Annotated in this window: 24 protein-coding genes and 1 pseudogene; 7 read left to right on the forward strand and 18 right to left on the reverse strand. The window is 54.1% G+C overall.

Translation table 11 applies throughout. From position 1 onward, the window contains the following. Positions 1 to 3 precede the first annotated feature (3 nt). The 4 genes from AC0XWG_RS11050 to mutY form a co-directional block, all read right to left on the reverse strand. On the reverse strand, positions 4 to 1,260 hold the full coding sequence (locus AC0XWG_RS11050) for a nucleoside permease (RefSeq protein ID WP_028018393.1): 1,257 nt from the start codon (positions 1,258 to 1,260) through the stop codon (positions 4 to 6). A gap of 217 nt (positions 1,261 to 1,477) precedes the next feature. Further along, positions 1,478 to 2,554 carry a membrane-bound lytic murein transglycosylase MltC gene (gene mltC, locus AC0XWG_RS11055; protein ID WP_028018392.1) on the reverse strand — a complete coding sequence of 359 codons (1,077 nt, stop codon included), beginning with the start codon at positions 2,552 to 2,554 and terminating at the stop codon, positions 1,478 to 1,480. Positions 2,555 to 2,610: 56 nt separating this feature from the next. Then, positions 2,611 to 2,883, reverse strand: coding sequence for an oxidative damage protection protein (locus AC0XWG_RS11060; protein WP_166712323.1), 273 nt, complete (start codon positions 2,881 to 2,883; stop codon positions 2,611 to 2,613). 25 nt (positions 2,884 to 2,908) lie between these two features. After that, positions 2,909 to 3,961: an A/G-specific adenine glycosylase gene (gene mutY, locus AC0XWG_RS11065; RefSeq protein WP_475680582.1), complete on the reverse strand. Its 1,053-nt coding sequence runs from the start codon at positions 3,959 to 3,961 to the stop codon at positions 2,909 to 2,911. A 144-nt stretch (positions 3,962 to 4,105) separates the two neighbouring features. Between mutY and trmB the strand changes: the two genes are divergently transcribed. Genes trmB through AC0XWG_RS11080 form a run of 3 tightly spaced genes read left to right on the forward strand, consistent with a single transcriptional unit; the run spans position 4,106 to position 5,924 of the window. Beyond that, positions 4,106 to 4,825: a tRNA (guanosine(46)-N7)-methyltransferase TrmB gene (gene trmB / locus AC0XWG_RS11070; protein ID WP_049004955.1), complete on the forward strand. Its 720-nt coding sequence runs from the start codon at positions 4,106 to 4,108 to the stop codon at positions 4,823 to 4,825. Continuing rightward, positions 4,825 to 5,151 carry a YggL family protein gene (locus AC0XWG_RS11075; protein ID WP_014885198.1) on the forward strand — a complete coding sequence of 109 codons (327 nt, stop codon included), beginning with the start codon at positions 4,825 to 4,827 and terminating at the stop codon, positions 5,149 to 5,151. The genes trmB and AC0XWG_RS11075 overlap by 1 nt, the downstream gene beginning before the upstream one ends. Before the next feature lie 56 nt (positions 5,152 to 5,207). Further along, a complete protein-coding gene (locus AC0XWG_RS11080; protein ID WP_028018389.1) occupies positions 5,208 to 5,924 on the forward strand; it encodes a YggN family protein in 717 nt (238 codons plus the stop codon). A 35-nt stretch (positions 5,925 to 5,959) separates the two neighbouring features. Here the strand turns inward: AC0XWG_RS11080 and AC0XWG_RS11085 are convergent. The 6 genes and pseudogenes from AC0XWG_RS11085 to AC0XWG_RS11110 all read right to left on the reverse strand — a co-directional run. Then, positions 5,960 to 6,067, reverse strand: a pseudogene (locus tag AC0XWG_RS11085) (DUF559 domain-containing protein); the annotation flags it as partial. 42 nt (positions 6,068 to 6,109) lie between these two features. Then, positions 6,110 to 7,252: a radical SAM family heme chaperone HemW gene (gene hemW / locus AC0XWG_RS11090; protein ID WP_128347278.1), complete on the reverse strand. Its 1,143-nt coding sequence runs from the start codon at positions 7,250 to 7,252 to the stop codon at positions 6,110 to 6,112. Then, complete coding sequence (locus tag AC0XWG_RS11095; protein WP_028018386.1) at positions 7,245 to 7,838, reverse strand: XTP/dITP diphosphatase; 594 nt, start codon at positions 7,836 to 7,838, stop codon at positions 7,245 to 7,247. Before AC0XWG_RS11095 ends, hemW begins: the two co-directional genes overlap by 8 nt. Positions 7,839 to 7,841: 3 nt before the next feature. Beyond that, the gene (gene yggU / locus AC0XWG_RS11100; protein WP_014885193.1) at positions 7,842 to 8,138 is read right to left on the reverse strand and encodes a DUF167 family protein YggU; all 297 of its coding nucleotides are present in this window, start codon (positions 8,136 to 8,138) and stop codon (positions 7,842 to 7,844) included. After that, entirely contained in the window at positions 8,135 to 8,701 is a 567-nt protein-coding gene (locus tag AC0XWG_RS11105) for a YggT family protein (RefSeq protein ID WP_028018384.1), read from the reverse strand. Before AC0XWG_RS11105 ends, yggU begins: the two co-directional genes overlap by 4 nt. Before the next feature lie 21 nt (positions 8,702 to 8,722). Next, positions 8,723 to 9,424, reverse strand: coding sequence for a YggS family pyridoxal phosphate-dependent enzyme (locus tag AC0XWG_RS11110; RefSeq protein ID WP_128347279.1), 702 nt, complete (start codon positions 9,422 to 9,424; stop codon positions 8,723 to 8,725). Between the two features lie 17 nt (positions 9,425 to 9,441). Here AC0XWG_RS11110 and AC0XWG_RS11115 point away from each other — a divergent pair, with 17 nt between their 5' ends. Further along, on the forward strand, positions 9,442 to 10,440 hold the full coding sequence (locus AC0XWG_RS11115) for a type IV pilus twitching motility protein PilT (protein WP_128347280.1): 999 nt from the start codon (positions 9,442 to 9,444) through the stop codon (positions 10,438 to 10,440). Here the strand turns inward: AC0XWG_RS11115 and ruvX are convergent. The 8 genes from ruvX to metK form a co-directional block, all read right to left on the reverse strand. Then, entirely contained in the window at positions 10,434 to 10,850 is a 417-nt protein-coding gene (gene ruvX / locus AC0XWG_RS11120; protein WP_006811925.1) for a Holliday junction resolvase RuvX, read from the reverse strand. The genes AC0XWG_RS11115 and ruvX overlap by 7 nt on opposite strands. Further along, a complete protein-coding gene (locus AC0XWG_RS11125; protein WP_028018381.1) occupies positions 10,850 to 11,410 on the reverse strand; it encodes a YqgE/AlgH family protein in 561 nt (186 codons plus the stop codon). The genes ruvX and AC0XWG_RS11125 overlap by 1 nt, the downstream gene beginning before the upstream one ends. An 87-nt stretch (positions 11,411 to 11,497) precedes the next feature. After that, entirely contained in the window at positions 11,498 to 12,445 is a 948-nt protein-coding gene (gshB, locus tag AC0XWG_RS11130) for a glutathione synthase (RefSeq protein ID WP_028018380.1), read from the reverse strand. Between the two features lie 19 nt (positions 12,446 to 12,464). Next, positions 12,465 to 13,196, reverse strand: a complete 732-nt coding sequence (gene rsmE, locus AC0XWG_RS11135; RefSeq protein ID WP_028018379.1) for a 16S rRNA (uracil(1498)-N(3))-methyltransferase — start codon at positions 13,194 to 13,196, stop codon at positions 12,465 to 12,467. Positions 13,197 to 13,248: 52 nt separating this feature from the next. Beyond that, positions 13,249 to 13,956: a deoxyribonuclease I gene (endA, locus tag AC0XWG_RS11140; RefSeq protein WP_134707920.1), complete on the reverse strand. Its 708-nt coding sequence runs from the start codon at positions 13,954 to 13,956 to the stop codon at positions 13,249 to 13,251. A 94-nt stretch (positions 13,957 to 14,050) separates the two neighbouring features. After that, positions 14,051 to 14,548 carry a SprT family zinc-dependent metalloprotease gene (locus tag AC0XWG_RS11145; RefSeq protein WP_028014364.1) on the reverse strand — a complete coding sequence of 166 codons (498 nt, stop codon included), beginning with the start codon at positions 14,546 to 14,548 and terminating at the stop codon, positions 14,051 to 14,053. Positions 14,549 to 14,607: 59 nt separating this feature from the next. Further along, positions 14,608 to 16,005, reverse strand: coding sequence for a galactose/proton symporter (gene galP, locus AC0XWG_RS11150; RefSeq protein WP_475680583.1), 1,398 nt, complete (start codon positions 16,003 to 16,005; stop codon positions 14,608 to 14,610). 344 nt (positions 16,006 to 16,349) lie between these two features. Next, on the reverse strand, positions 16,350 to 17,504 hold the full coding sequence (gene metK, locus AC0XWG_RS11155) for a methionine adenosyltransferase (protein ID WP_028016974.1): 1,155 nt from the start codon (positions 17,502 to 17,504) through the stop codon (positions 16,350 to 16,352). A gap of 424 nt (positions 17,505 to 17,928) precedes the next feature. Between metK and AC0XWG_RS11160 the strand changes: the two genes are divergently transcribed. The 3 genes from AC0XWG_RS11160 (at position 17,929) to speA (ending at position 20,283) form a co-directional block, all read left to right on the forward strand. Beyond that, positions 17,929 to 18,072 carry a hypothetical protein gene (locus AC0XWG_RS11160; protein ID WP_418250466.1) on the forward strand — a complete coding sequence of 48 codons (144 nt, stop codon included), beginning with the start codon at positions 17,929 to 17,931 and terminating at the stop codon, positions 18,070 to 18,072. A 94-nt stretch (positions 18,073 to 18,166) separates the two neighbouring features. Then, complete coding sequence (gene yqgB / locus AC0XWG_RS11165; protein WP_127312443.1) at positions 18,167 to 18,298, forward strand: acid stress response protein YqgB; 132 nt, start codon at positions 18,167 to 18,169, stop codon at positions 18,296 to 18,298. 8 nt (positions 18,299 to 18,306) lie between these two features. After that, positions 18,307 to 20,283 carry a biosynthetic arginine decarboxylase gene (gene speA / locus AC0XWG_RS11170; protein ID WP_028016973.1) on the forward strand — a complete coding sequence of 659 codons (1,977 nt, stop codon included), beginning with the start codon at positions 18,307 to 18,309 and terminating at the stop codon, positions 20,281 to 20,283. Positions 20,284 to 20,480 lie beyond the last annotated feature (197 nt).

The raw sequence follows: 20,480 nt of genomic DNA on the forward strand, positions 1-20,480 counted from the left end.
CGATTAATGCGCTATCGGCTGTGTACCGTGCGCTTCGCGGACGTGCTTGTACTTGAACAGAGCGATGAACGCGAAGAACAGCACCAGCGAATATGCTGCGAAGATGAGCCACACTGGCTGCCAGTTGGTGATGCCGTTAGTGGTATACATCTCAACCACTTTACCGCTCACCACACCGCCCAGAATACAGCCGAAGCCGTTGGTCATCATCAGGAACATGCCCTGCGCACTGGCGCGGATTTCAGGCTTCACTTCTTTTTCCACAAACACCGAACCGGAGATGTTGAAGAAGTCGAAGGCACAGCCGTAAACAATCATCGACAGAACCAGCAGCACGGTACCGAACGGGCTTGGGTCGCCATAGGCGAACAGACCGAAGCGCAACATCCACGCCGCGATACTGATAAGCATCACGTTCTTGATGCCGTAGCGGCTCAGGAAGAACGGGATGGTCAGGATGAACAGCGTCTCAGAGATCTGAGAGATGGACATCATCACTGACGCATGTTCAACGATAAAGCTGCCAGAGAACAGCGGGTTGTTATCGAAGCTGTGCAGGAAGGTGTTGCCAAACATGTTGGTGATCTGCAGCTCAGCTCCCAGCAGCATGGAGAAGATAAAGAAGATCGCCATGCGTTTGTTTTTGAACAGCGCGAACGCGTCCAGGCCGAGCATGGTACTCCAGCTCTGGTTTTTCTGCTGGTTTGAGACCGGAATATGCGGCAGCGTCAGGGTGAAGATCGCCAGCACCACGGAGAGCGCTGCACCGATATAGAGCTGCATATGGCTCAGTTCGAAGCCTGCGAAGCTCACGCCCCACATCGCCATGATAAAGCCGATGGTGCCCCAGATACGGATTGGCGGGAAATCGGTCACGATATCCATATCATTGGATTTCAGCCGGTAGTAGGAGATGGTGTTGATCAGCCCAAGCGTTGGCATGTAGGCCAGCGAGTTAAGCAGGATCACCATGAACATCGCCCCCGGCGTGGTTACCTGGGCTGCCATAAACAGCGTCCCCGCGCCTACCAGATGGCAAAGCATGTACAGCCATTTCGCACTTAACCACTTATCCGCCACGATACCCAGCAGCGTTGGCATGAAAACAGCCGCAATACCGAGCGAGCTGTATACGGCACCGATTGACGCGCCATCGAACTTGAGCGTCACAAACATATAGGAGCCGAGCGTAGTCAGCCAGCTACCCCACAGGCAGAACTGCAGAAACGACAATATTTTAAGCTGCAGCTTAAGGTTCATGTTACTTTCCTCACAAGTGAGCGGGAGATATGTTGTTATGGGAACATTCAGGGTTGTTATTTGATGCAATTCTATCAGTTGGCAACGATATGTTTTGTTACCTCCCGCAAAAAAATGCAATCCACATTAATTTGCAGTTTGGATTGTGATGCAAATAACATTTTCGTATGGGCGGGGGAAACAGAACACCTTCTCCGTTTAGGAGAAGGTGTGTTGATCAACGGCGGCGGTAGTTTTTCTGTGCCGTATTCACCTTATACAGATAGCGGCGGGATTCCGCAGACGGGTGGCGAGTGGTGAGGGTTGAGTAGACATCCCCCGGCGCCATGCTGTTGATGATGTTCGCGGCCTGCACTTTGTCATTCGAGAACACGCGCAACACGCTGCCCGCACCGCCGTTATACGCAGTAATCACCGCATAACGACGTGACGTCGGGTTATCAATTCCGCCCAGGTACACATTGTTGAGCATGGCCAGGTAAGCTGTGCCGGTATCAATGTTGCTCTGTGGGTCGAACAGATAACCGCGGCTTGGTGTGCCGGATTTCCCCTGAGCACGGAAGACATCTTTACCGGCGCTGTGTTGCACAACCTGCATCAGCCCCAGAGCATCGGAACGACTTACCGCGTATGGGTTAAAAGAAGATTCCGTTTGCATGATCGCCAGGATCAGCGACTCATCCACACCATATTTACGTGAGGCCTGACGCACCATTCCCAGGTACTTATGCGCACGCTTGTCGAGGTGGTTCGGGACGAGGTTGATGGTGACGCTGTAGATAATCTTCAGGCCGTTTGAGCGGCTTTTCAGACGGGTCTGCAGCAAATAGTCAGCAAATTTTGTGGCGCGACCTTCCCAGCGGATTGGCTGTCCGGTCTGATCGACCACCTGACCGTACAGGAACGGCTCTTTCGAGATCGTAATATCGTCGGCATCGGAGTAGAGATCGATAGAGCCTGGATCGTCACCCATCAGCAGGGTTTTGATAATTGCCTGCCGTAACCGTGCCGCCGGATCCGTACCTGCGATGGTCTCTATCGTGATCGTACCTTCATCAAAGTTGATGTGGCTACGGGTCAGATAAGCGTCGGTGTACTTAACGTAGTCCTTAGGTCCGGCAATAAGAACTTCGTTAAATCCCCATATGTTCTCGATGTTGTGGGCAAACTGCCCCATCAAAATGTCAAAACCGTTGGTGTCCTTGATCCAGGCTTCGTTGTAATCTTCGCCTTTTTTTGACGAACACGAGACAAGCAACGGCGCAACAAGGGCTAGCGCTAAAAGTTTTTTCATCATTCCGGGAGTGCGTGTTGTGTTTGCTTTAACGGCGGGGGTATCCCCGCGCGCTGTTATTTTTCCGGCGGCGTATAGCCTTCGATGTGTACGTCTTTGCCTTCAAACAGGAAGCTCACCATCTCCTGTTCCAGCAGCTTGCGGTGTTCCGGGTTCATCATGCTGAGTTTTTTCTCGTTGATCAGCATGGTCTGTTTTTTCTGCCACTGTCCCCAGGCTTCTTTGGATATTTCGTTATAAATGCGCTTACCCAGATCGCCCGGATAAAGCTGGAAGTCCAGGCCTTCAGCGTCACGCTGCAGGAAAGTACAAAAAATCGTTCTGGCCATACTCATTCCTCTTTTTTAGCCGATGCTAAACCATTGCACCGGCACGTAATTGCTGTAACAGGCGCTCCACGGGAGCCGCCAGCCCGACTGATGGCGGTTGCGCTAAGTTATACCAGAGAGCAGTGCCTTCATCCATGCATGAGGTGAATGAGGACACGGGAAGCCACATCGGAACAATATCCAGATGGAAATGGCTAAAGGTGTGGCGAAACGCGGTCAGTTGCGTCAGATTATCGGCAGCAATCCCGCGCTTTTTAAGCCATTCGCGCAGCAAATCTTCATCTTCAAACTGTGGGAAACAGTACAGACCACCCCACAAACCGCTCGGTGGACGCTGGGCGAGGAAGACTTCGTCGCCGTGTTGCATCAACAACATATAGCCCGTGCGCTCCGGCAGCGTCTGCTTAGGTTTCTTGCCCGGATACTGCGCCCATGAATGGTTGGCATACGCCACGCAGTGATTATTGACCGGGCAGAGTTCGCATTTCGGTTTCGAGCGCGTGCAGACCATTGCGCCGAGATCCATCATCGCCTGGTTAAAACGCTCAACGCCTTTGGCTGGGGTCACGTCTTCACTGATCTCCCAGAGCCGTTTTTCAACGTCCTTCTTCCCTGGCCAGCCATCGACGGCATAGCAGCGTGCCAGTACGCGTTTTACGTTACCGTCGAGGATCGGGAAATGTTTGCCGAGTGACAACGAGAGAATGGCACCTGCGGTTGATCGTCCGACGCCAGGCAAATCTGCCACCTCGTCGAAAGTTTCCGGAAATTGTCCGTTGTGGCGCGTCGCGACCTGCTGTGCGGCCTTGTGAAGGTTGCGTGCGCGGGCGTAATAGCCAAGCCCCGTCCACAGGTGTAGCACTTCGTCCAGCGGCGCATTGGCCAGATCGGTCACCGTCGGGAAACGCGCCATAAAACGCTCAAAATAAGGAATCACCGTGGCGACCTGCGTTTGTTGCAACATCACCTCGGAGAGCCATACTTTGTAAGGCGTTTTTTCAATTTGCCAGGGCAGGGTTTTACGCCCGTATTTGTCGTACCAGTCCAGCACCTGGGCTGAAAATTGAGAGGCTTGCATGGTCATCGATTCGCATAATCAGGGACGCAGATTGCAGCACAGCGTCAATCTGCTGTAAACCGGATCTTTCCCATGCTTGCATAGAAGCCTTAACTTTGGATAATGCCCGTTTCCCGAACATTCTCACAAGCAGACAACTCTTTTATGAAAAACGACGTCATTTCACCGGAATTTGATGAAAACGGTCGCCCGCTGCGCCGTATTCGCAGCTTTGTCCGCCGTCAGGGTCGCCTGACTAAAGGGCAGCAACATGCGCTGGACAACTACTGGCCGGTGATGGGCGTTGAGTTCACAGAACAGCCTGTCGATTTTGCCGAGCTGTTTGGCCGCGAAGCGCCTGTGACGCTTGAGATTGGTTTTGGTATGGGGACCTCGCTGGTGGCCATGGCCAAAGCCCGCCCTGAGCAGAACTTCCTCGGCATTGAAGTACACTCGCCTGGCGTAGGTGCATGCCTGGCAACGGCTCATGAAGAGGGCGTTGAGAACCTGCGCGTGATGTGTCACGACGCGGTGGAAGTGCTGCACAAAATGATTCCTGACAATTCTTTGAACATGGTTCAGCTCTTTTTCCCTGACCCATGGCACAAAGCACGTCATAATAAACGCCGTATCGTTCAGGCTCCGTTTGCGGAGCTGCTGAAAAGTAAGTTAAAACTGGGCGGTGTTTTCCACATGGCGACCGACTGGGAACCTTATGCGGAACATATGCTGGAAGTAATGTCTTCGCTGGACGGGTATAAAAACCAGTCTGAAAGCAATGACTATGTACCGCGTCCGGATTCGCGTCCGGTAACGAAATTTGAACAGCGTGGCCATCGTCTTGGCCACGGTGTATGGGACTTAATGTTCGAGAGGGTGAAATAATGGCAAAGAATCGTAGCCGTCGTCTGCGTAAAAAAATGCACATCGAAGAATTCCAGGAAGTGGGTTTCTCCGTTGCGTGGCGTTTCCCGGAAGGCACCAGTGTAGAACAGATCGATCAGGACGTAGATGCGTTCATCAATGACGTGATCGAACCTAACAAACTGGCCTTCGACGGTAGCGGCTACCTGGCATGGGAAGGTCTGATCTGCACCCAGGAAGTGGGTAAATGCACCGAAGAACATCAGGCTCTGGTACGCAAATGGCTTGAGGACCACAAACTGGAAGATGTCCGCGTCAGCGAACTTTTCGACGTTTGGTGGGACTAATAAAGAAGTCAAGGGCCAGCATTAGCTGGCCCATTTTGTCTGAGGGAGTGTTTAAGATGCGCAAAACGTTGCTGGCTGTTGCTTTGATGGCAACCGGATTCACCGCCCATGCGGATTACAAATGTAGCGTCACCCCGCGTGATGACGTGGTGTTAAGCCCGCAAACCGTGCAGGTCAAAGGCGAAAATGGCGATCTGGTGATTACGCCGGATGGTAACGTGACGTTTAATGGCAAGGTGTACAACCTGACTGCCGCGCAGCGTGAGCAGGCGAAAGACTACCAGTCCGATTTGCGTACCGCGCTGCCGTGGATTGACCAGGGCGCTCTGACGCGCGTTGAGAAAAGTCGCGTTGCGCTGGACAAGATCATTACCAAAGAAGTGGGTGAGAGCAGTAATATGCGCTCCCGCCTGACAAAGCTCGATAAACAGCTGAAAGAGCAGATGAACCGTATTATTGAGCATCGCACCGATGGCCTGACGTTCCACTACAAAGCGATTGATCAGGTCCGTGCTGACGGGCAGCAACTGGTGAACCAGGCGATGGGCGGCATTCTGCAGGACAGTATCAACGAGATGGGTGCTAAAGCGGTGCTGAAGGGCGGCGGTAACCCGCTTCAGGGCGTGCTGGGCAGTCTGGGCGGCCTGCAGACCTCAATTCAGAACGAGTGGAAGAACCAGGAAGATGATTTCCAGCAGTTCGGCAAAGACGTGTGTAAACGCGTGGTGTCGCTGGAAGACAGCAGAAAGGCGCTGGTGGGGACGTTGAAGTAATTTCCCCTCACCCTCTCCCTTTCAGGGTGTACAGCCCGGGGTGAGGGTTGCAGCATTTGCAGTGTTCCAGGGATCTTTTCTAACACCGCCTCTTCGTCATTCCAGAGTTCGTTGTTCCAGAATCGAATGACATGCCAGCCTTTCCCTCAGCTGGCAGAACGGGATGCAAAATCCTGAATCAGCCTTCAGGGATCTTCAGCGAGGAACAGCTCAAGAAGAGAGTTTAAGAACAGTTTGCCGTGCTCGGTGATTTGCCAGTATTCATCACACTCGGTCAGATACCCCTGCGCCAGCGCTTCGTCAATCTGCGGACGAATCACCGCTTCCGGCAGGCCGGTGTAGAGTTCGAACTCTTTACGTGGCGCGGCTTCCAGCAGACGGAAGCGGTTCATAAAGAACTCAAACGGCTTATCCGCCGCCTCGACGTCATGCTGACGCTCCAGGTAGCGGCCTTCCATATACCCACGCGGGTGGCGAGTCTTGGCCGTGCGCAGAATACGCCCGTCCGGGAACGTCACTTTACCGTGAGCGCCGCAGCCAATCCCCAGGTAATCACCGAAACGCCAGTAGTTCAGGTTGTGCTGACACTGGTAGCCCGGCTTCGCGTACGCGGACGTTTCATACTGCTGGTAGCCCGCAGCGGTCAGAAGCTGATGGCCCTGCTCGAAGATATCCCACAGCGCGTCGTCATCCGGCAGTACCGGCGGGCGGGAACCAAACAGCGTGTTCGGCTCAATGGTGAGCTGGTACCACGACAGGTGCGGTGGGTTCAGCTCAATCGCCTGGCGTAAATCGTCCAGCGCCTCGTCCAGCGACTGGTCCGGCAGGCCGTGCATCAAATCAAGGTTAAAGCTGCGCAGGCCCAGGCCTGTCGCCAGCTTTGCCGCACGCTTCGCCTCTTCCGGGCCGTGAATGCGCCCCAGACGTTTTAACTTCGGTTCGCTAAAGCTCTGCACGCCGATGGAGATACGGTTAACGCCCGCACGTTGATAATCGACAAAACGGTCAGCCTCAACAGTGCCGGGGTTGGCTTCCATCGTGATTTCAGCATCAGCTGCCAGGTTCAGGCGAGCACGCACGCCGTCCAGCAGCGTTTGCATCGCCGGACCTGACAGCAGGCTCGGTGTACCGCCACCAATAAAAATGGTCTTAACTTCACGTCCCTGTGCGTAAGGTACATCGGTATCCAGGTCGGCCAGCAGATGTGCAACGTAGTCATCGTGTGGCACTTCACCTTTCAGCGCGTGCGAGTTGAAATCGCAGTACGGACATTTCTGCACGCACCACGGGATGTGAATATAAAGACTCAGAGGTGGCAAATTAGCCATTACGTAACGCTTCCAGTAACAGTTTCAGTGCGCGTCCACGGTGGGATATCGCGCTTTTCTCTTCACGGGTCAGTTCCGCCGCGGTTTTACCCTCAGACGGGACAAAGAAAATCGGGTCATAACCAAAGCCGCCATTGCCTGCTGCTTCACGGGTAATCACACCCGGCCAGCTACCGTGGCAGACGATGGGGGTTGGGTCTTCCGCATGACGCATATACACCAGCACACAGTGGAACTGCGCGGTACGCTGTTCGGCAGGCACATCTTTCAGTGCAACAAGCAGCTTTTCCAGATTCTGCTGGTCGGTTGCATCTACGCCAGAATAGCGCGCGGAGTAGATCCCCGGCGCGCCACCGAGAAAATCCACGGCAAGACCGGAATCATCGGCAATTGCGGGCAGGCCCGTTATCTGCGAGGCATGGCGCGCTTTCAGGATCGCGTTTTCGATAAACGTCAGGCCTGTCTCTTCGGCGGAATCAACACCGAGTTCGGTCTGGGCAACCACATCCAGCCCAAAATCATTTAATAGCGAGGCCAGCTCGCGTACTTTACCGGCATTACCGGTCGCGAGAACAACTTTCTGCATGGTTTAGTCCTGTTCTGTCAGAGCCGCGACTTCCGTCGGGATAGATTGCGGGTTGAGGATTTTTACCTGTTTATGCCGCCCAAGTTCGCCTTTTTCGATGATGACCTGGCTTTTAGCCACGCGAAACTGTTTTGCCAGATATTTGGTCAAATGCGCGTTCGCCTGGCCGTCAACGGGTGGGGCAGTGATGGCGACTTTTAACTCGTCGCCATGCAGTCCAACAATACTGTCGCGGCTGGCTTTCGGCTGAATATACAGCCGCAAAACCAGCCCGTCAGCGCAGGTGCTTACTGCGCTCATAGCGCCATCCACAGCCCCGGCAGCAGCATATCGCCCGTGGACTGTAACAGCTCTGCGATGCCCATGTTGATCACGTAGAGCAGCAGAACCAGGATCATTGGGGAAAAATCGATGCCGCCCATAGACGGAAGCAGGTTACGGATCGGGCGCAGCAGAGGTTCGGCCAGTTGCATCAGCGCGTACTCCACCGGGCTACGACCCTGGCTCACCCAGCTCATGATTGCCATGACCAGCAGCACCCAGAAGATCAGCAGACCGACGGTTTTAATCAGAATCAATACCGCTGCAATCCAGATAATCGGCTGGAAGGTGATGACCATAAACAGCACAATCGCTTTGATAATGCTCAGAATAAACGCCACCAGCACAGAAGCGCTGTCGATGGGACCCATTGCCGGGATAATACGACGCAGCGGTCCGACAACAGGCTGCGTGATTTTCACGACAAACTGCGAGAATGGGTTGTAAAAATCAACACGGGCCCACTGCATCCAGACGCGCAGCAAAAGCGCCATCGTATACAGCTCAATGACCGTTGAGAGCAGGAAAGTCAACGTCTTCATGGCGTTCCTCAGGTTTCCTTATTATTTTGAGTAGTCGCGCGCACCGAAAATTGCCGTACCGATGCGCACCATAGTGCTGCCTGCCGCGATGGCGGCTTCCATATCATCCGACATGCCCAGAGAAAGCGTGTCTACCGTTTGATAGCGCGATTTAAGCGCCTCAAATGCTACAGCCATTTGCTGTGCCACGGCAAACTGCCTTTCATAACTTGACTCAGGCGCCGGTATTGCCATCAGCCCACGCAGGGTTAAACGCGGCAATGCGGCGACTTCAGCCGCCAGCGCATCCAGTTCGTCCAGAGTAATGCCGGACTTGCTGTTTTCGTCACTGATGTTGACCTGAATCAGCACATTAAGAGCGGACATTTCAGCCGGACGCTGCTCGTTCAGGCGGGTAGCGATGCGCAGACGGTCAATGGTATGACACCAGTCGAAGTGTTCCGCGACCAGTCGGCTTTTGTTCGACTGCAGTGGACCAATAAAGTGCCATTGCAGATCCGTAACCCCCTGTTCCTGGAAGTCGCGAATTTTATCCACGCCTTCCTGCACATAGTTTTCGCCAAACGCCCGCTGGCCAGCATCAATTGCTTCTGCGATGGCGCTCGCAGGCTTAGTTTTGCTGACTGCAAGTAACGTAATTTCTTCTGAAGCACGGCCGCAACGTGTTGCTGCAGCTGAGATTTTGTCCCGGACCTGTGCCAGGTTATGCGCAATGTCGTTCATTTTCCGAGGAGTAGTCTATGGATGTGGAAGAAATTGTGGCCCTTAGTGTAAAGCATAACGTCTCCGATCTACACCTGTGCAGTGATTCACCACCCCGATGGCGCAGATTAGGCCGTCTTGAACCGGCACCGTTTCCGCCCCCTGATGTCGAGTCATTGCTAAAAGCATGGCTCAACGATGAGCAGCAAGGAGCCTGGTGGGCAAACGGGCAGGTGGATTTTGCCGTAACCATTGCAGGAGGCCAGCGTTTACGCGGCAGTGCCTTTAAACAGATGAAGGGGGTCTCTGTGACGCTACGGCTGTTGCCGCGAAGCTGTCCGCAACTCTCTTCGCTGGGAGTACCACGGGCTGTGCCGGAACTGCTAACGAACGACAACGGATTGATTCTGGTCACGGGGGCGACCGGCAGCGGCAAATCCACCACGCTGGCGGCGATGGTCGATTTTCTCAACCGCAATACTGACGGCCATATCCTGACGCTCGAAGATCCGGTGGAGTTTATGTACCAGAGTGAACGCTGCCTGATACAGCAGCGAGAGATTGGCCAACACAGTCCGTCATTCGCCGAGGCGCTACGTAGCGCGTTACGCGAGGATCCTGACATTATTCTGCTGGGGGAACTGCGCGACAGCGAAACGATCCGCCTGGCGCTGACGGCGGCTGAAACCGGGCATCTGGTGCTGGCAACATTGCATACGCGCGGTGCATCCCAGGCGATTGAACGGCTGGTCGATACGTTCCCGGCTCAGGAAAAAGATCCGGTGCGTAATCAACTGGCCGGCAGCCTGCGGGCGGTGCTGGCGCAAAAGCTACTCCCCGATCTACAGGGCGGTCGCGTGGCGCTGTATGAGCTACTGGTGAATACCGCTGCCGCGGCGAATCTCATTCGTGAAGGAAAAACATGGCAACTGCCCGGCATCATTCAAACCGGTCAACAAACGGGGATGCAGAACTTTGACCAGAGCCTGGCAGAGAGGCGGGCACAGGGGCGACTTCAGGCTCCCTGTGCTCAGTAGCCCTGTTCGAAATAGCTTTCGAGAATGATGACGGCAGAAGCAGAGTCTACGCTGCCTTTGTTGAGCGCCCGGAAACCCCCGTGCTCAAACAGACCCGCACGCGCTTCGACAGTGCTAAGACGCTCGTCGTGAAGCTTCACGGAGACGCCAAAGCGGCCATGGATTTTATTGGCAAACTTCCGCGCTCTGGCGGTCAGTGGCTGCTCTGTACCATCCATATTCAGCGGTAGTCCAACGATAACATCATCCGGCTGCCACTCTTTGAGCAGACGCTCAATCAGATTCCAGTCAGGCGTGCCGTCGTTGGCCTTCAGAGCCGTTAGCGGACGGGCAGTGCCCGTGATGCGCTGACCCACGGCGACACCGATGCTTTTCGTACCAAAATCGAAGGCCAGAAGTGTTCCACTCATCAGGCATGCCCCGCTACGCCAGGCATGGTCAGAATATCAATGCCAATCAGTTTCGCCGCCTCACGCCAGCGATCGGCGATAGGGGTTTTAAACAGGATATTCATGTCCGCAGGTGCCGTAAGCCAGGCGTTATCGAGAAGCTCTTGCTCAAGCTGACCTTTTTCCCATGACGAGTAGCCCAGCGCCACCAGTACTTCAGAAGGCTGCTCTGCAGTTCCCAGCGTTTCTAGCACGTCGCGTGAGGTTGTGATGACGGTATTATCAGAGATTCGAATACTGGAAGAGAACTCAGGCGGCGTGTGCAGGATAAAACCACGATCTTCTGCAAGCGGTCCGCCCAGCATCACCGGTTTATCAAGCCGGATTTCCGGCAGGCGGGCTTCAGCCGAAATTTTCAGCTTTTCCAGAATCCCCTCAACCTGGAGGTTTTCCAGCGGTTTGTTGATGATGATACCCATCGCACCGTCTTCGTTGTATTCGCAAATATAAACCACGGCGCGGCGAAAAATCGGATCCTGGAGAGCAGGCATGGCAATAAGAAAGTGATGCTGTAAATTCATTGTCAGAGGTACTGTTTCCTGGTTTAAAAAGCGACAGCACCCAGTATGCGGACAAACTGTGGGGCTGTCACTAATAGTATTAGTAAGTTATTTCTGGATACGTTTCTCGATCGCGTCCATCAGCATTCCGGTAATCGAAATCGGGAATTCCGCTTCGATTTCACGAATGCAGGTCGGGCTGGTAACGTTCACTTCGGTCAGGCGGTCGCCAATGATATCCAGACCCACAAAAATCAGACCTTTGGCTTTAAGCGTCGGGCCGACACGGCGGGCAATTTCCCAGTCGCTTTCGGTCAACGGACGCGGCTCGCCGCGGCCACCTGCCGCCAGGTTGCCACGGGTTTCTCCACCCTGCGGAATACGTGCAAGGCAGTAAGGAACCGGTTCGCCATCCACGACCAGAACACGTTTATCCCCATCTTTAATGGCCGGAAGGTAGTTCTGGGCCATGCAGTAACGGGTGCCGAGTTCGGTCAGCGTTTCGGCAATCACGCCAATATTCGGGTCGCTTTCTTTCACGCGGAAGATTGACGCACCACCCATCCCATCCAGCGGTTTCATGATGATATCGCCGTGCTTCTGCCAGAATTCCTTCAGCTGCGCCTTGCTGCGGGTCACCAGGGTTTCCGGCGTCAGGTCAGAGAACCAGGCGGTGTAGAGTTTCTCGTTACAGTCGCGCAGGCTCTGCGGTTTGTTGACGATCAGAGTGCCTTTCTCTTCGGCACGCTCAAGGATGTAGGTACAGTAGATGTATTCGGTGTCGAACGGCGGATCTTTACGCATTAGGATGACGTTCAGATCGGCAAGCGCAATATCCTGCTCGGTGCCGAATTCATACCATTTGTCGTAGTTCTGCTCGACGTTAACGATACGGGTGCGCGCGCGGGCTTCACCGTTGATCAGGTAAAGATCGTTCATCTCCATGTAGTGGAGTTCATAGCCACGACGCTGCGCTTCCAGCAGCATTGCGAAGCTGGAATCTTTCTTGATATTGATGTTTGCGATGGGGTCCATCACGATGCCGAGCTTGATCATGTTCTTCTCCGTTAATGCTTCAACCCAGATCGCCAAACCGTACCTGTAGCGCGGTAATGGCCGTGAGTGCCGTTGTCTCAGTGCGCAGAACGCGAGGTCCCAACAGAATATCAGTAAACTGGTAACGTGCCGTCATCGCAATTTCGTCGGCCGACAGGCCACCTTCCGGGCCAATCAACAGGCGTACGCGCTCAACGGGCAGCGGCAGCGTATTGATGCTGGCGCTGGCGCGCGGATGAAGATTGAGCTTCAGCCCACTGTCCTCTTCTGCACACCAGTCCTCCAGATCCATCGCCGGGCGGATCTCCGGAATACGGTTGCGGCCACTCTGTTCACAGGCCGCAATAGCGATTTTCTGCCACTGCTGGATCTTTTTGTTCAGACGTTCCGCATCCAGTTTAACGCCACAGCGCTCAGAAAAAAGTGGCGTAATGAGGCTTACACCCAGTTCAATCGATTTCTGGATGGTAAATTCCATCTTTTCACCGCGCGACATTACCTGGCCTAAATGAATATGCAGCGGCGATTCACGGTCATCCACTTCGCCACGCAGCACATTTACGTGGACACTTTTCTTATCCGCTCGCGTGATTTCGGCGTCGAAAACCTGATTAGAGCCGTCAAATAGCTGTATGGCCTGGCCTGCACCCATGCGCAGCACGCGACCAACGTGGTTGGCGGCTTCATCAGACAGGGCGATTTCGCGGCCTGCGGTAATCAGTTCAGGGTGGTAGATGCGAGGGATGCGCATAGTCAGAAATTCCATTAGTCATGCGATGTAAGCGAATTGCCGCTAGTGTAGGTTAGCTCTTTTGCGCCTGGCAAGCCCGCTGGACATAAGGGTTATGATTCCCCTGGACTTTAGCGATACGCTCATCACGCTGGCATTCCCACTCCGTCACCGGGTATTGCTTGTCCCATGCATTGAACAGCTGGGTTTGCTGGCGCGAAAGGTTGAGGTCGTAACGGTCACGCATATAGAAGTAGGTGCGGGCGATACTGCCGCGCGCCCGGGCAGGTGGCTCGGCGACTTTCTCTTTAAAATCAACCTTCATACCGCACTGTCCGTACTGGCCTTCGCCACCGTTCCACTGGCTGTACATAAAATTGCCGCGGTCGCCGTTCACTTCACCCACAGCGGGTTGCAGGTTATGCATATCGCTTTCCATCTGGCGATAAACCGGGTCGCTGGCGCAGTTTTTACGTCCGCCATCCTGCCAGCACTGACGCTGGTGGCCAAACTGCCATGCCGGCACAACATGTTCCCATTCGATGCGGCTGGCGCGATTCTCGTTTTTACGCACTTTATAGCCGCAGGACTCCAGGTCAACGATCCCTTTTTTACCCTGCCAGTTAATTTTACAGCCGCAGTAGAAATCGCCCGGTACATCGGCGTTCACCTTCACACCTGCTGCCTTGGCCTGGGAAAAACTGTTGATACCGTCGGCCAGAGCATGGCCTGAGAGCGCCGTCGCCAGAAAAGCGACCGCGAGAGAGAAATTACGGGACATCTTACACTCCGTGTCAAAACGAGCCCGCAACGTAACGAATGTTGTTCCTGTATGCAATCAGTCAGATCAGGAAAGTTCCTGAAAGTTCAGCTGATTATTCCGCGATCAGCGGCTCGCCGCATTTGACGCAGCGGTAGGTTGCCTCGCCGCGCACCACGCGATTGTGACGGCGAACGGTGAGCTGATGCTGCTGACACTGGCAGCGGTAAGGGAAGGTATTGCGGCGTACTGATTCCAGCTCGAACTGATGGGTTCTGCGAGCCGGAACACCGAGCACGGCTTCCATCATCCATTTCCACTCTTTTCCGTGGGGCGCGACGCGGCCAAAGTGTTTCCACACCAGAAGATGGGCCAGCTCGTGCGGAACCACTTCCTCGATGAACGCCTGCTGGTTTTCCATCATTAACACCGGGTTTAGGCGGATCTCGTAAGACTCCAGCCACGCTGTGCCTGCTGCGGTTCCACGCTGCTGGTAGACGAGTTTGGGTTCAGGATAATTGCGGCCGAGCTTCAGGTTCGCCTGGGCGAGTTTTTCCCGCAGGCTGCGCATAACGGCTTGCTGGATGGCAATGGGGAGACGGGGTGCTTTCATAGGGGCAGAGCATAAAACGCGAAGCGGGGAGGTGCAAGGGGCACCTCCCCGTGAGGGGATTAGTCGTGGGCGCCGATTTCGCGCAGCGGACGACCTTTCATCAGGTTACGTTCTATATGTTCCAGCGAAACGTGTTTAGTTTCTGGAACCAGCCAGATAGTCAGAACAATAAAGAGCAGGTTCAGACCAGAGTAGACCCAGAATGTGTTGGCATTCCCCAGACTGTTGAGCATGGTCAGGAAGGTTGCACCGACAATCATGTTTGCCACCCAGTTGGTCGCAGTTGAGCAGGTGATACCAAAATCACGCCCTTTCAGTGGCTGGATTTCGGAGCACAGCACCCAGATCAGCGGGCCGGCACTCATCGCAAACCCGACGATAAACATTAGCAGCATGCCTACCGCGAAGTACTGGGCTGTTGGTGAGTGAATACCCACATGCATCATTGTACCGAGGACGCCCATACCGGCCGCCATCACCAGGAAGCCCAGCGTCAGCGTTGGCTTACGTCCCCAGCGATCAACCAGGCCGATGGCGATAAAGGTCGCCAGCACGTTGGTCAGACCCACGATGACGGTACCCCACATCTGCTCGGTGGTGTTGGTGTAACCCGCCAGTTCAAAGATTTTTGGCGCGTAGTACATGATGACGTTCATCCCGGTGAACTGCTGCATCACTTGCAATAACACGCCCAGGAATACGGCGCGACGGAAGTTACTGTTCTCTTTAAACAGCGCCCAGCCGGACTGTTTCACCTTCAGGCTTTCGCGGATCTCTTCCAGCTCGTTTTTCGCTTCTGCGCTGGTATCACGCAGGCGCAGCAGCACGCGTTCTGCATCAACGAAGCGGCGTTTGGCGGCAAACCAGCGCGGGCTGTCCGGCAGGAAGAAAACACCAATCAGCAACAGAATTGCCGGGATGATGATCACGCCGAGCATCCAGCGCCATGCGCCGCTGTAGCTAAATGCGGTATCGGAAAGGTAGGCCCCCAAAATACCGATGGTGATCATCAGCTGGTACATGGAAATCATACTGCCACGGATTTTCTCAGGGGCGATTTCTGACAGGTAAAGCGGGGCGGTATAAGAGGCAACGCCCACGGCGAGGCCCAGCAGCACGCGGGAGACCAACAGCACCTCTACGTTTGGCGCCGCCGCCGAGAACAGTGAACCGGCCACAAACAGAATAGCGCCGATCATCAGGCTTTTTTTACGGCCCAGTTTGAACGAGAGCCAGCCGCTGCCAACCGCACCAACCGCTGCACCGAACATCATGGAGCTCACCACCCATTCCTGAGTGTGGGCACTTATTTGAAACTCATCGGTGATGAAGGGGAGCGCGCCGGCAATCACGCCGATATCCAGGCCAAAGAGTAATCCTGCCAGGGCTGCGAGGAAGCAGACGAAGAAAGTCATCGCCTTGTTGGACGTACGCCCCTGTTTTTTATTGTCAGGCATTATGCCCTCCAGTTGGGTTATCAGTTTTATTGATATTAAGGGTAGGTGAGCGACCCGCAAAAATATGTGAGACAAATCACAATGGTGTAATCGGTTACACTAGCTTGTAACCGTCAAAAAAATTAACGCTTTGAAAATATAGAGGAAAATTTGGTGAGGTGCATCGCGAAAGACGACATTTCAGACTTAACTGAAATGAGATGTAACAGCAGAAGAAAGGCGATCATGCAAAGAGATTTTTCTGAAATCAGGATATATCCAGTGTGGTGTAATCGATTCCATTATCTCTAAAATGCAAAAGGCCAGCACGAAGGCTGGCCTTTTAAACAACAACTGTCAGTCGATTATTTCAGACCGGCAGCTTCACGCAGCAGAGCGGCTTTGTCGGTTTTTTCCCATGGGAAATGTTCACGACCAAAGTGACCGTATGCCGCGGTTTCTTTGTAGATTGGGTGCAGCAGATCCAGCATCTGGATCAGGCCGTATGGACGCAGGTCGAAGAACTCGCGCACCAGCAGCGTCAGCTGTTCTGAAGGGACTTTCTCAGTACCGAAGGTTTCAACCATGATGGAGGTTGGTTCAGCGACGCCAATAGCGTAGGACACCTGAATCTCGCAACGATCGGCCAGACCTGCAGCAACGATGTTTTTCGCAACATAACGTGCAGCATACGCCGCAGAGCGGTCAACTTTTGATGGATCTTTACCAGAGAACGCACCGCCACCGTGACGCGCCATGCCGCCGTAGGTATCAACGATGATTTTACGACCGGTCAGACCGCAGTCACCCATTGGGCCGCCGATAACAAAGCGTCCGGTTGGGTTGATGAAGAATTTGGTTGCAGAGCTCAGCCATTCTGTCGGCAGAACCGGCTTGATGATCTCTTCCATCACTGCTTCTTGCAAGGATTTCTGATCGATATCTTCGGAATGCTGGGTAGACAGAACCACCGCGTCAATCCCGACGATTTTGCCGTCGTCATACTGGAAGGTCACCTGGCTTTTTGCATCCGGGCGCAGCCACGGCAGGGTGCCGTTTTTACGCACTTCAGCCTGACGCTGCACCAGACGGTGTGCGTAGGTCACAGGTGCTGGCATCAGCACGTCGGTTTCGTTGGTTGCATAGCCGAACATCAGGCCCTGGTCGCCCGCGCCCTGTTCCAGTGGATCGGCACGATCAACGCCCTGGTTGATGTCTGGAGACTGTTTACCAATTGCGCTCAGTACCGCACAGGAGTTGGCATCAAAGCCCATATCAGAATGCACATAGCCGATCTCACGCACCGTGTTACGGGTGATCTCTTCGATATCAACCCATGCGCTGGTGGTGATCTCACCGCCAACCAGAACCATGCCGGTTTTGACATAGGTTTCACACGCTACGCGCGCTTTAGGATCCTGGGTCAGGATCGCGTCCAGCACTGCATCGGAGATTTGGTCAGCAATTTTATCAGGATGTCCTTCTGATACGGACTCGGACGTAAACAGGTGTTTTGCCATGTTTTATTTCACCTAAGAGGAATTTGGTTAGCTCAAGCTGCTGTGTGGATTAGCCAAAGGAGATAATTCTACCAAGGCCTGCAGGTTTTTGACACTGGCAGTATGAGTGTTAATCAGTATAGATGGATTAACATCTGGACGTCTATTTTAGGTCACTTCTTCACCCGATTTCCAGTTTTTTTTGACTAACCTCTCACTCAGTTGAAATTACGGCTGGCAATAATTCCTGACGGCCCTGGCAACACGCACATTTATCTTTTGCTTTTTACCCCTGTTCTCGGTATAAAACGCGGCGCGCGGCTCATACAAAAAAGCGCTCGATGAACTCATCGTGTCGCCACTTCCAGCCGGGTTAAGCAGTGAACTTTTAGCTTTGGCTTGTGGTCCGTTTCAGCAGAGGCGGCCGTGGAGGTGATACGAGATAATGAACCATCGTTTTCCGCTAATTCAGCGCAGCCGTTCTGGCGCGCATTTGATTCCCGCAACCCGCATTTCTAGTCTGCAAACCTGCCGATGTTATACCCATCTCGGCGCTTCTCAGGATTCCAGGGCCGGTCACGCTTTGTGAAAACTGAACAAGGGCGCTCTTGTTAATACAAGAGTTTTCTCGTGGTTTCGCCGAACCTTGTCATACAGAGTTCGGATACGTGTTTTACAATGATATGAATAAGAAACCGGTCGCACGGTCTGGATTTCAGCATACTCTGCTGGGAAACGGAGCCGTTTATGGGTTGTTATCGCCGTATAACGCTGCGATAGTAGTCAACTGTTTTACACTTAATACAAAGAGTTGAGGTTCGCTATGTCTGACGACATGTCTTCTTTTTCGCCTTCGTCAGCGGGCGAACAGGGTGTACTACGTTCTATGCAGGAGGTTGCGATGAGCTCCCAGGAAGCCAGCAAGATGCTGCGCACTTACAATATTGCCTGGTGGGGCAATAACTACTACGACGTCAACGAACTGGGCCACATCAGCGTTTGCCCGGACCCTGACGTCCCTGAAGCGCGCGTGGATCTCGCCAAACTGGTGAAAGCCCGCGAAGCTCAGGGTCAGCGTTTGCCTGCACTGTTCTGCTTCCCGCAGATCCTGCAACACCGCCTGCGTTCGATTAACGCCGCGTTCAAACGTGCGCGTGAATCCTACGGTTATAAAGGCGACTATTTCCTGGTTTACCCGATCAAGGTGAACCAGCACCGCCGCGTGATTGAATCGCTAATCCACTCCGGCGAACCGCTGGGCCTGGAAGCTGGTTCAAAAGCAGAACTGATGGCCGTGCTGGCGCATGCGGGCATGACCCGTTCGGTTATCGTCTGCAACGGCTATAAAGACCGTGAATATATTCGTCTGGCGCTGATTGGCGAAAAGATGGGTCATAAGGTCTATCTGGTTATCGAGAAGATGACCGAAATCGCTATTGTGCTGGAAGAAGCCGAGCGTCTGAACGTGATCCCACGCCTCGGTGTGCGTGCGCGTCTGGCCTCTCAGGGGTCTGGTAAATGGCAGTCCTCCGGTGGCGAAAAATCCAAGTTCGGCCTGGCGGCGAACCAGGTACTGCAACTGGTGGAGATCCTGCGCGAGCGCGGTCGTCTGGACAGCATTCAGCTGCTGCACTTCCACCTCGGTTCGCAGATGGCCAACATTCGCGACATCGCGACAGGCGTACGTGAGTCGGCGCGTTTCTACGTTGAGCTGCACAAGCTTGGCGTGAATATTCAGTGCTTCGACGTGGGCGGCGGCCTGGGCGTGGACTATGAAGGCACGCGTTCTCAGTCTGACTGCTCTGTGAACTACGGCCTGAACGAATATGCTAACAACATCATCTGGGCGATTGGCGATGCGTGTGAAGAACACGGTTTGCCGCATCCGACGGTGATCACTGAATCCGGCCGTGCAGTAACCGCGCACCATACTGTGCTGGTGTCCAATATTATCGGCGTAGAGCGTAGCGAAATTTCTGAAGCCACGCCGCCGCAGGATGATGCGCCTCGTTCCCTGCAAAATATGTGGGAAACCTGGCAGGAGATGCACGAACCGGGCACGCGCCGTTCCCTGCGCGAGTGGCTGCACGACAGCCAGATGGATCTGCACGATATTCACGTTGGCTACTCTTCAGGTAACTTTAGCCTGCAGGAGCGCGCGTGGGCCGAACAGCTCTATCTGAACATGTGTCATGAAGTGCAGAAACAGCTCGACCCGAGCAACCGCGCACACCGTCCGATTATCGACGAGCTGCAGGAACGTATGGCGGACAAGATTTACGTCAACTTCTCCCTGTTCCAGTCGATGCCGGATGCATGGGGTATCGATCAGCTGTTCCCGGTTCTGCCGCTGGAAGGGTTGAACCATGCTCCGGAACGTCGAGCGGTGCTGCTCGACATCACCTGTGATTCCGACGGCGCTATCGACCACTACGTGGATGGCGATGGTATTGCGACCACCATGCCAATGCCGGAATACGACCCTGAGAACCCGCCAATGCTGGGCTTCTTCATGGTCGGGGCATACCAGGAGATCCTCGGTAACATGCACAACCTGTTCGGTGATACCGAAGCGGTTGACGTGTTTGTCTTCCCGGATGGCAGCGTGGAAGTGGAGCTGTCTGACGAAGGGGATACAGTGGCGGACATGCTGGAATACGTTCAGCTGGATCCGAAAACGTTGCTCACCCAGTTCCGCGACCAGGTGAAAAATACCGGTCTTGACGAAACATTGCAGCAGCAGTTCCTGGAAGAGTTTGAAGCGGGTCTGTACGGGTACACCTACCTGGAAGACGAGTAAGGTAAATCTCCCTTTCCCTATGGGAGAGGGGCGGGGTGAGGGCATCAGACCGCACAATGCCCTATACTCTCTTGAACCCGTATGAATTAGCGGCGATAATTCGCCCCAATATGCTATTTACGAATCAATCCCTTCCTCGTCGGGTTTAACGACGCGGAGGGGATTTTTTTTCATCTGTTTTTAATGAATCGACTTTA

The organism is Enterobacter sp. DVT3837 (genome assembly GCF_056238685.1).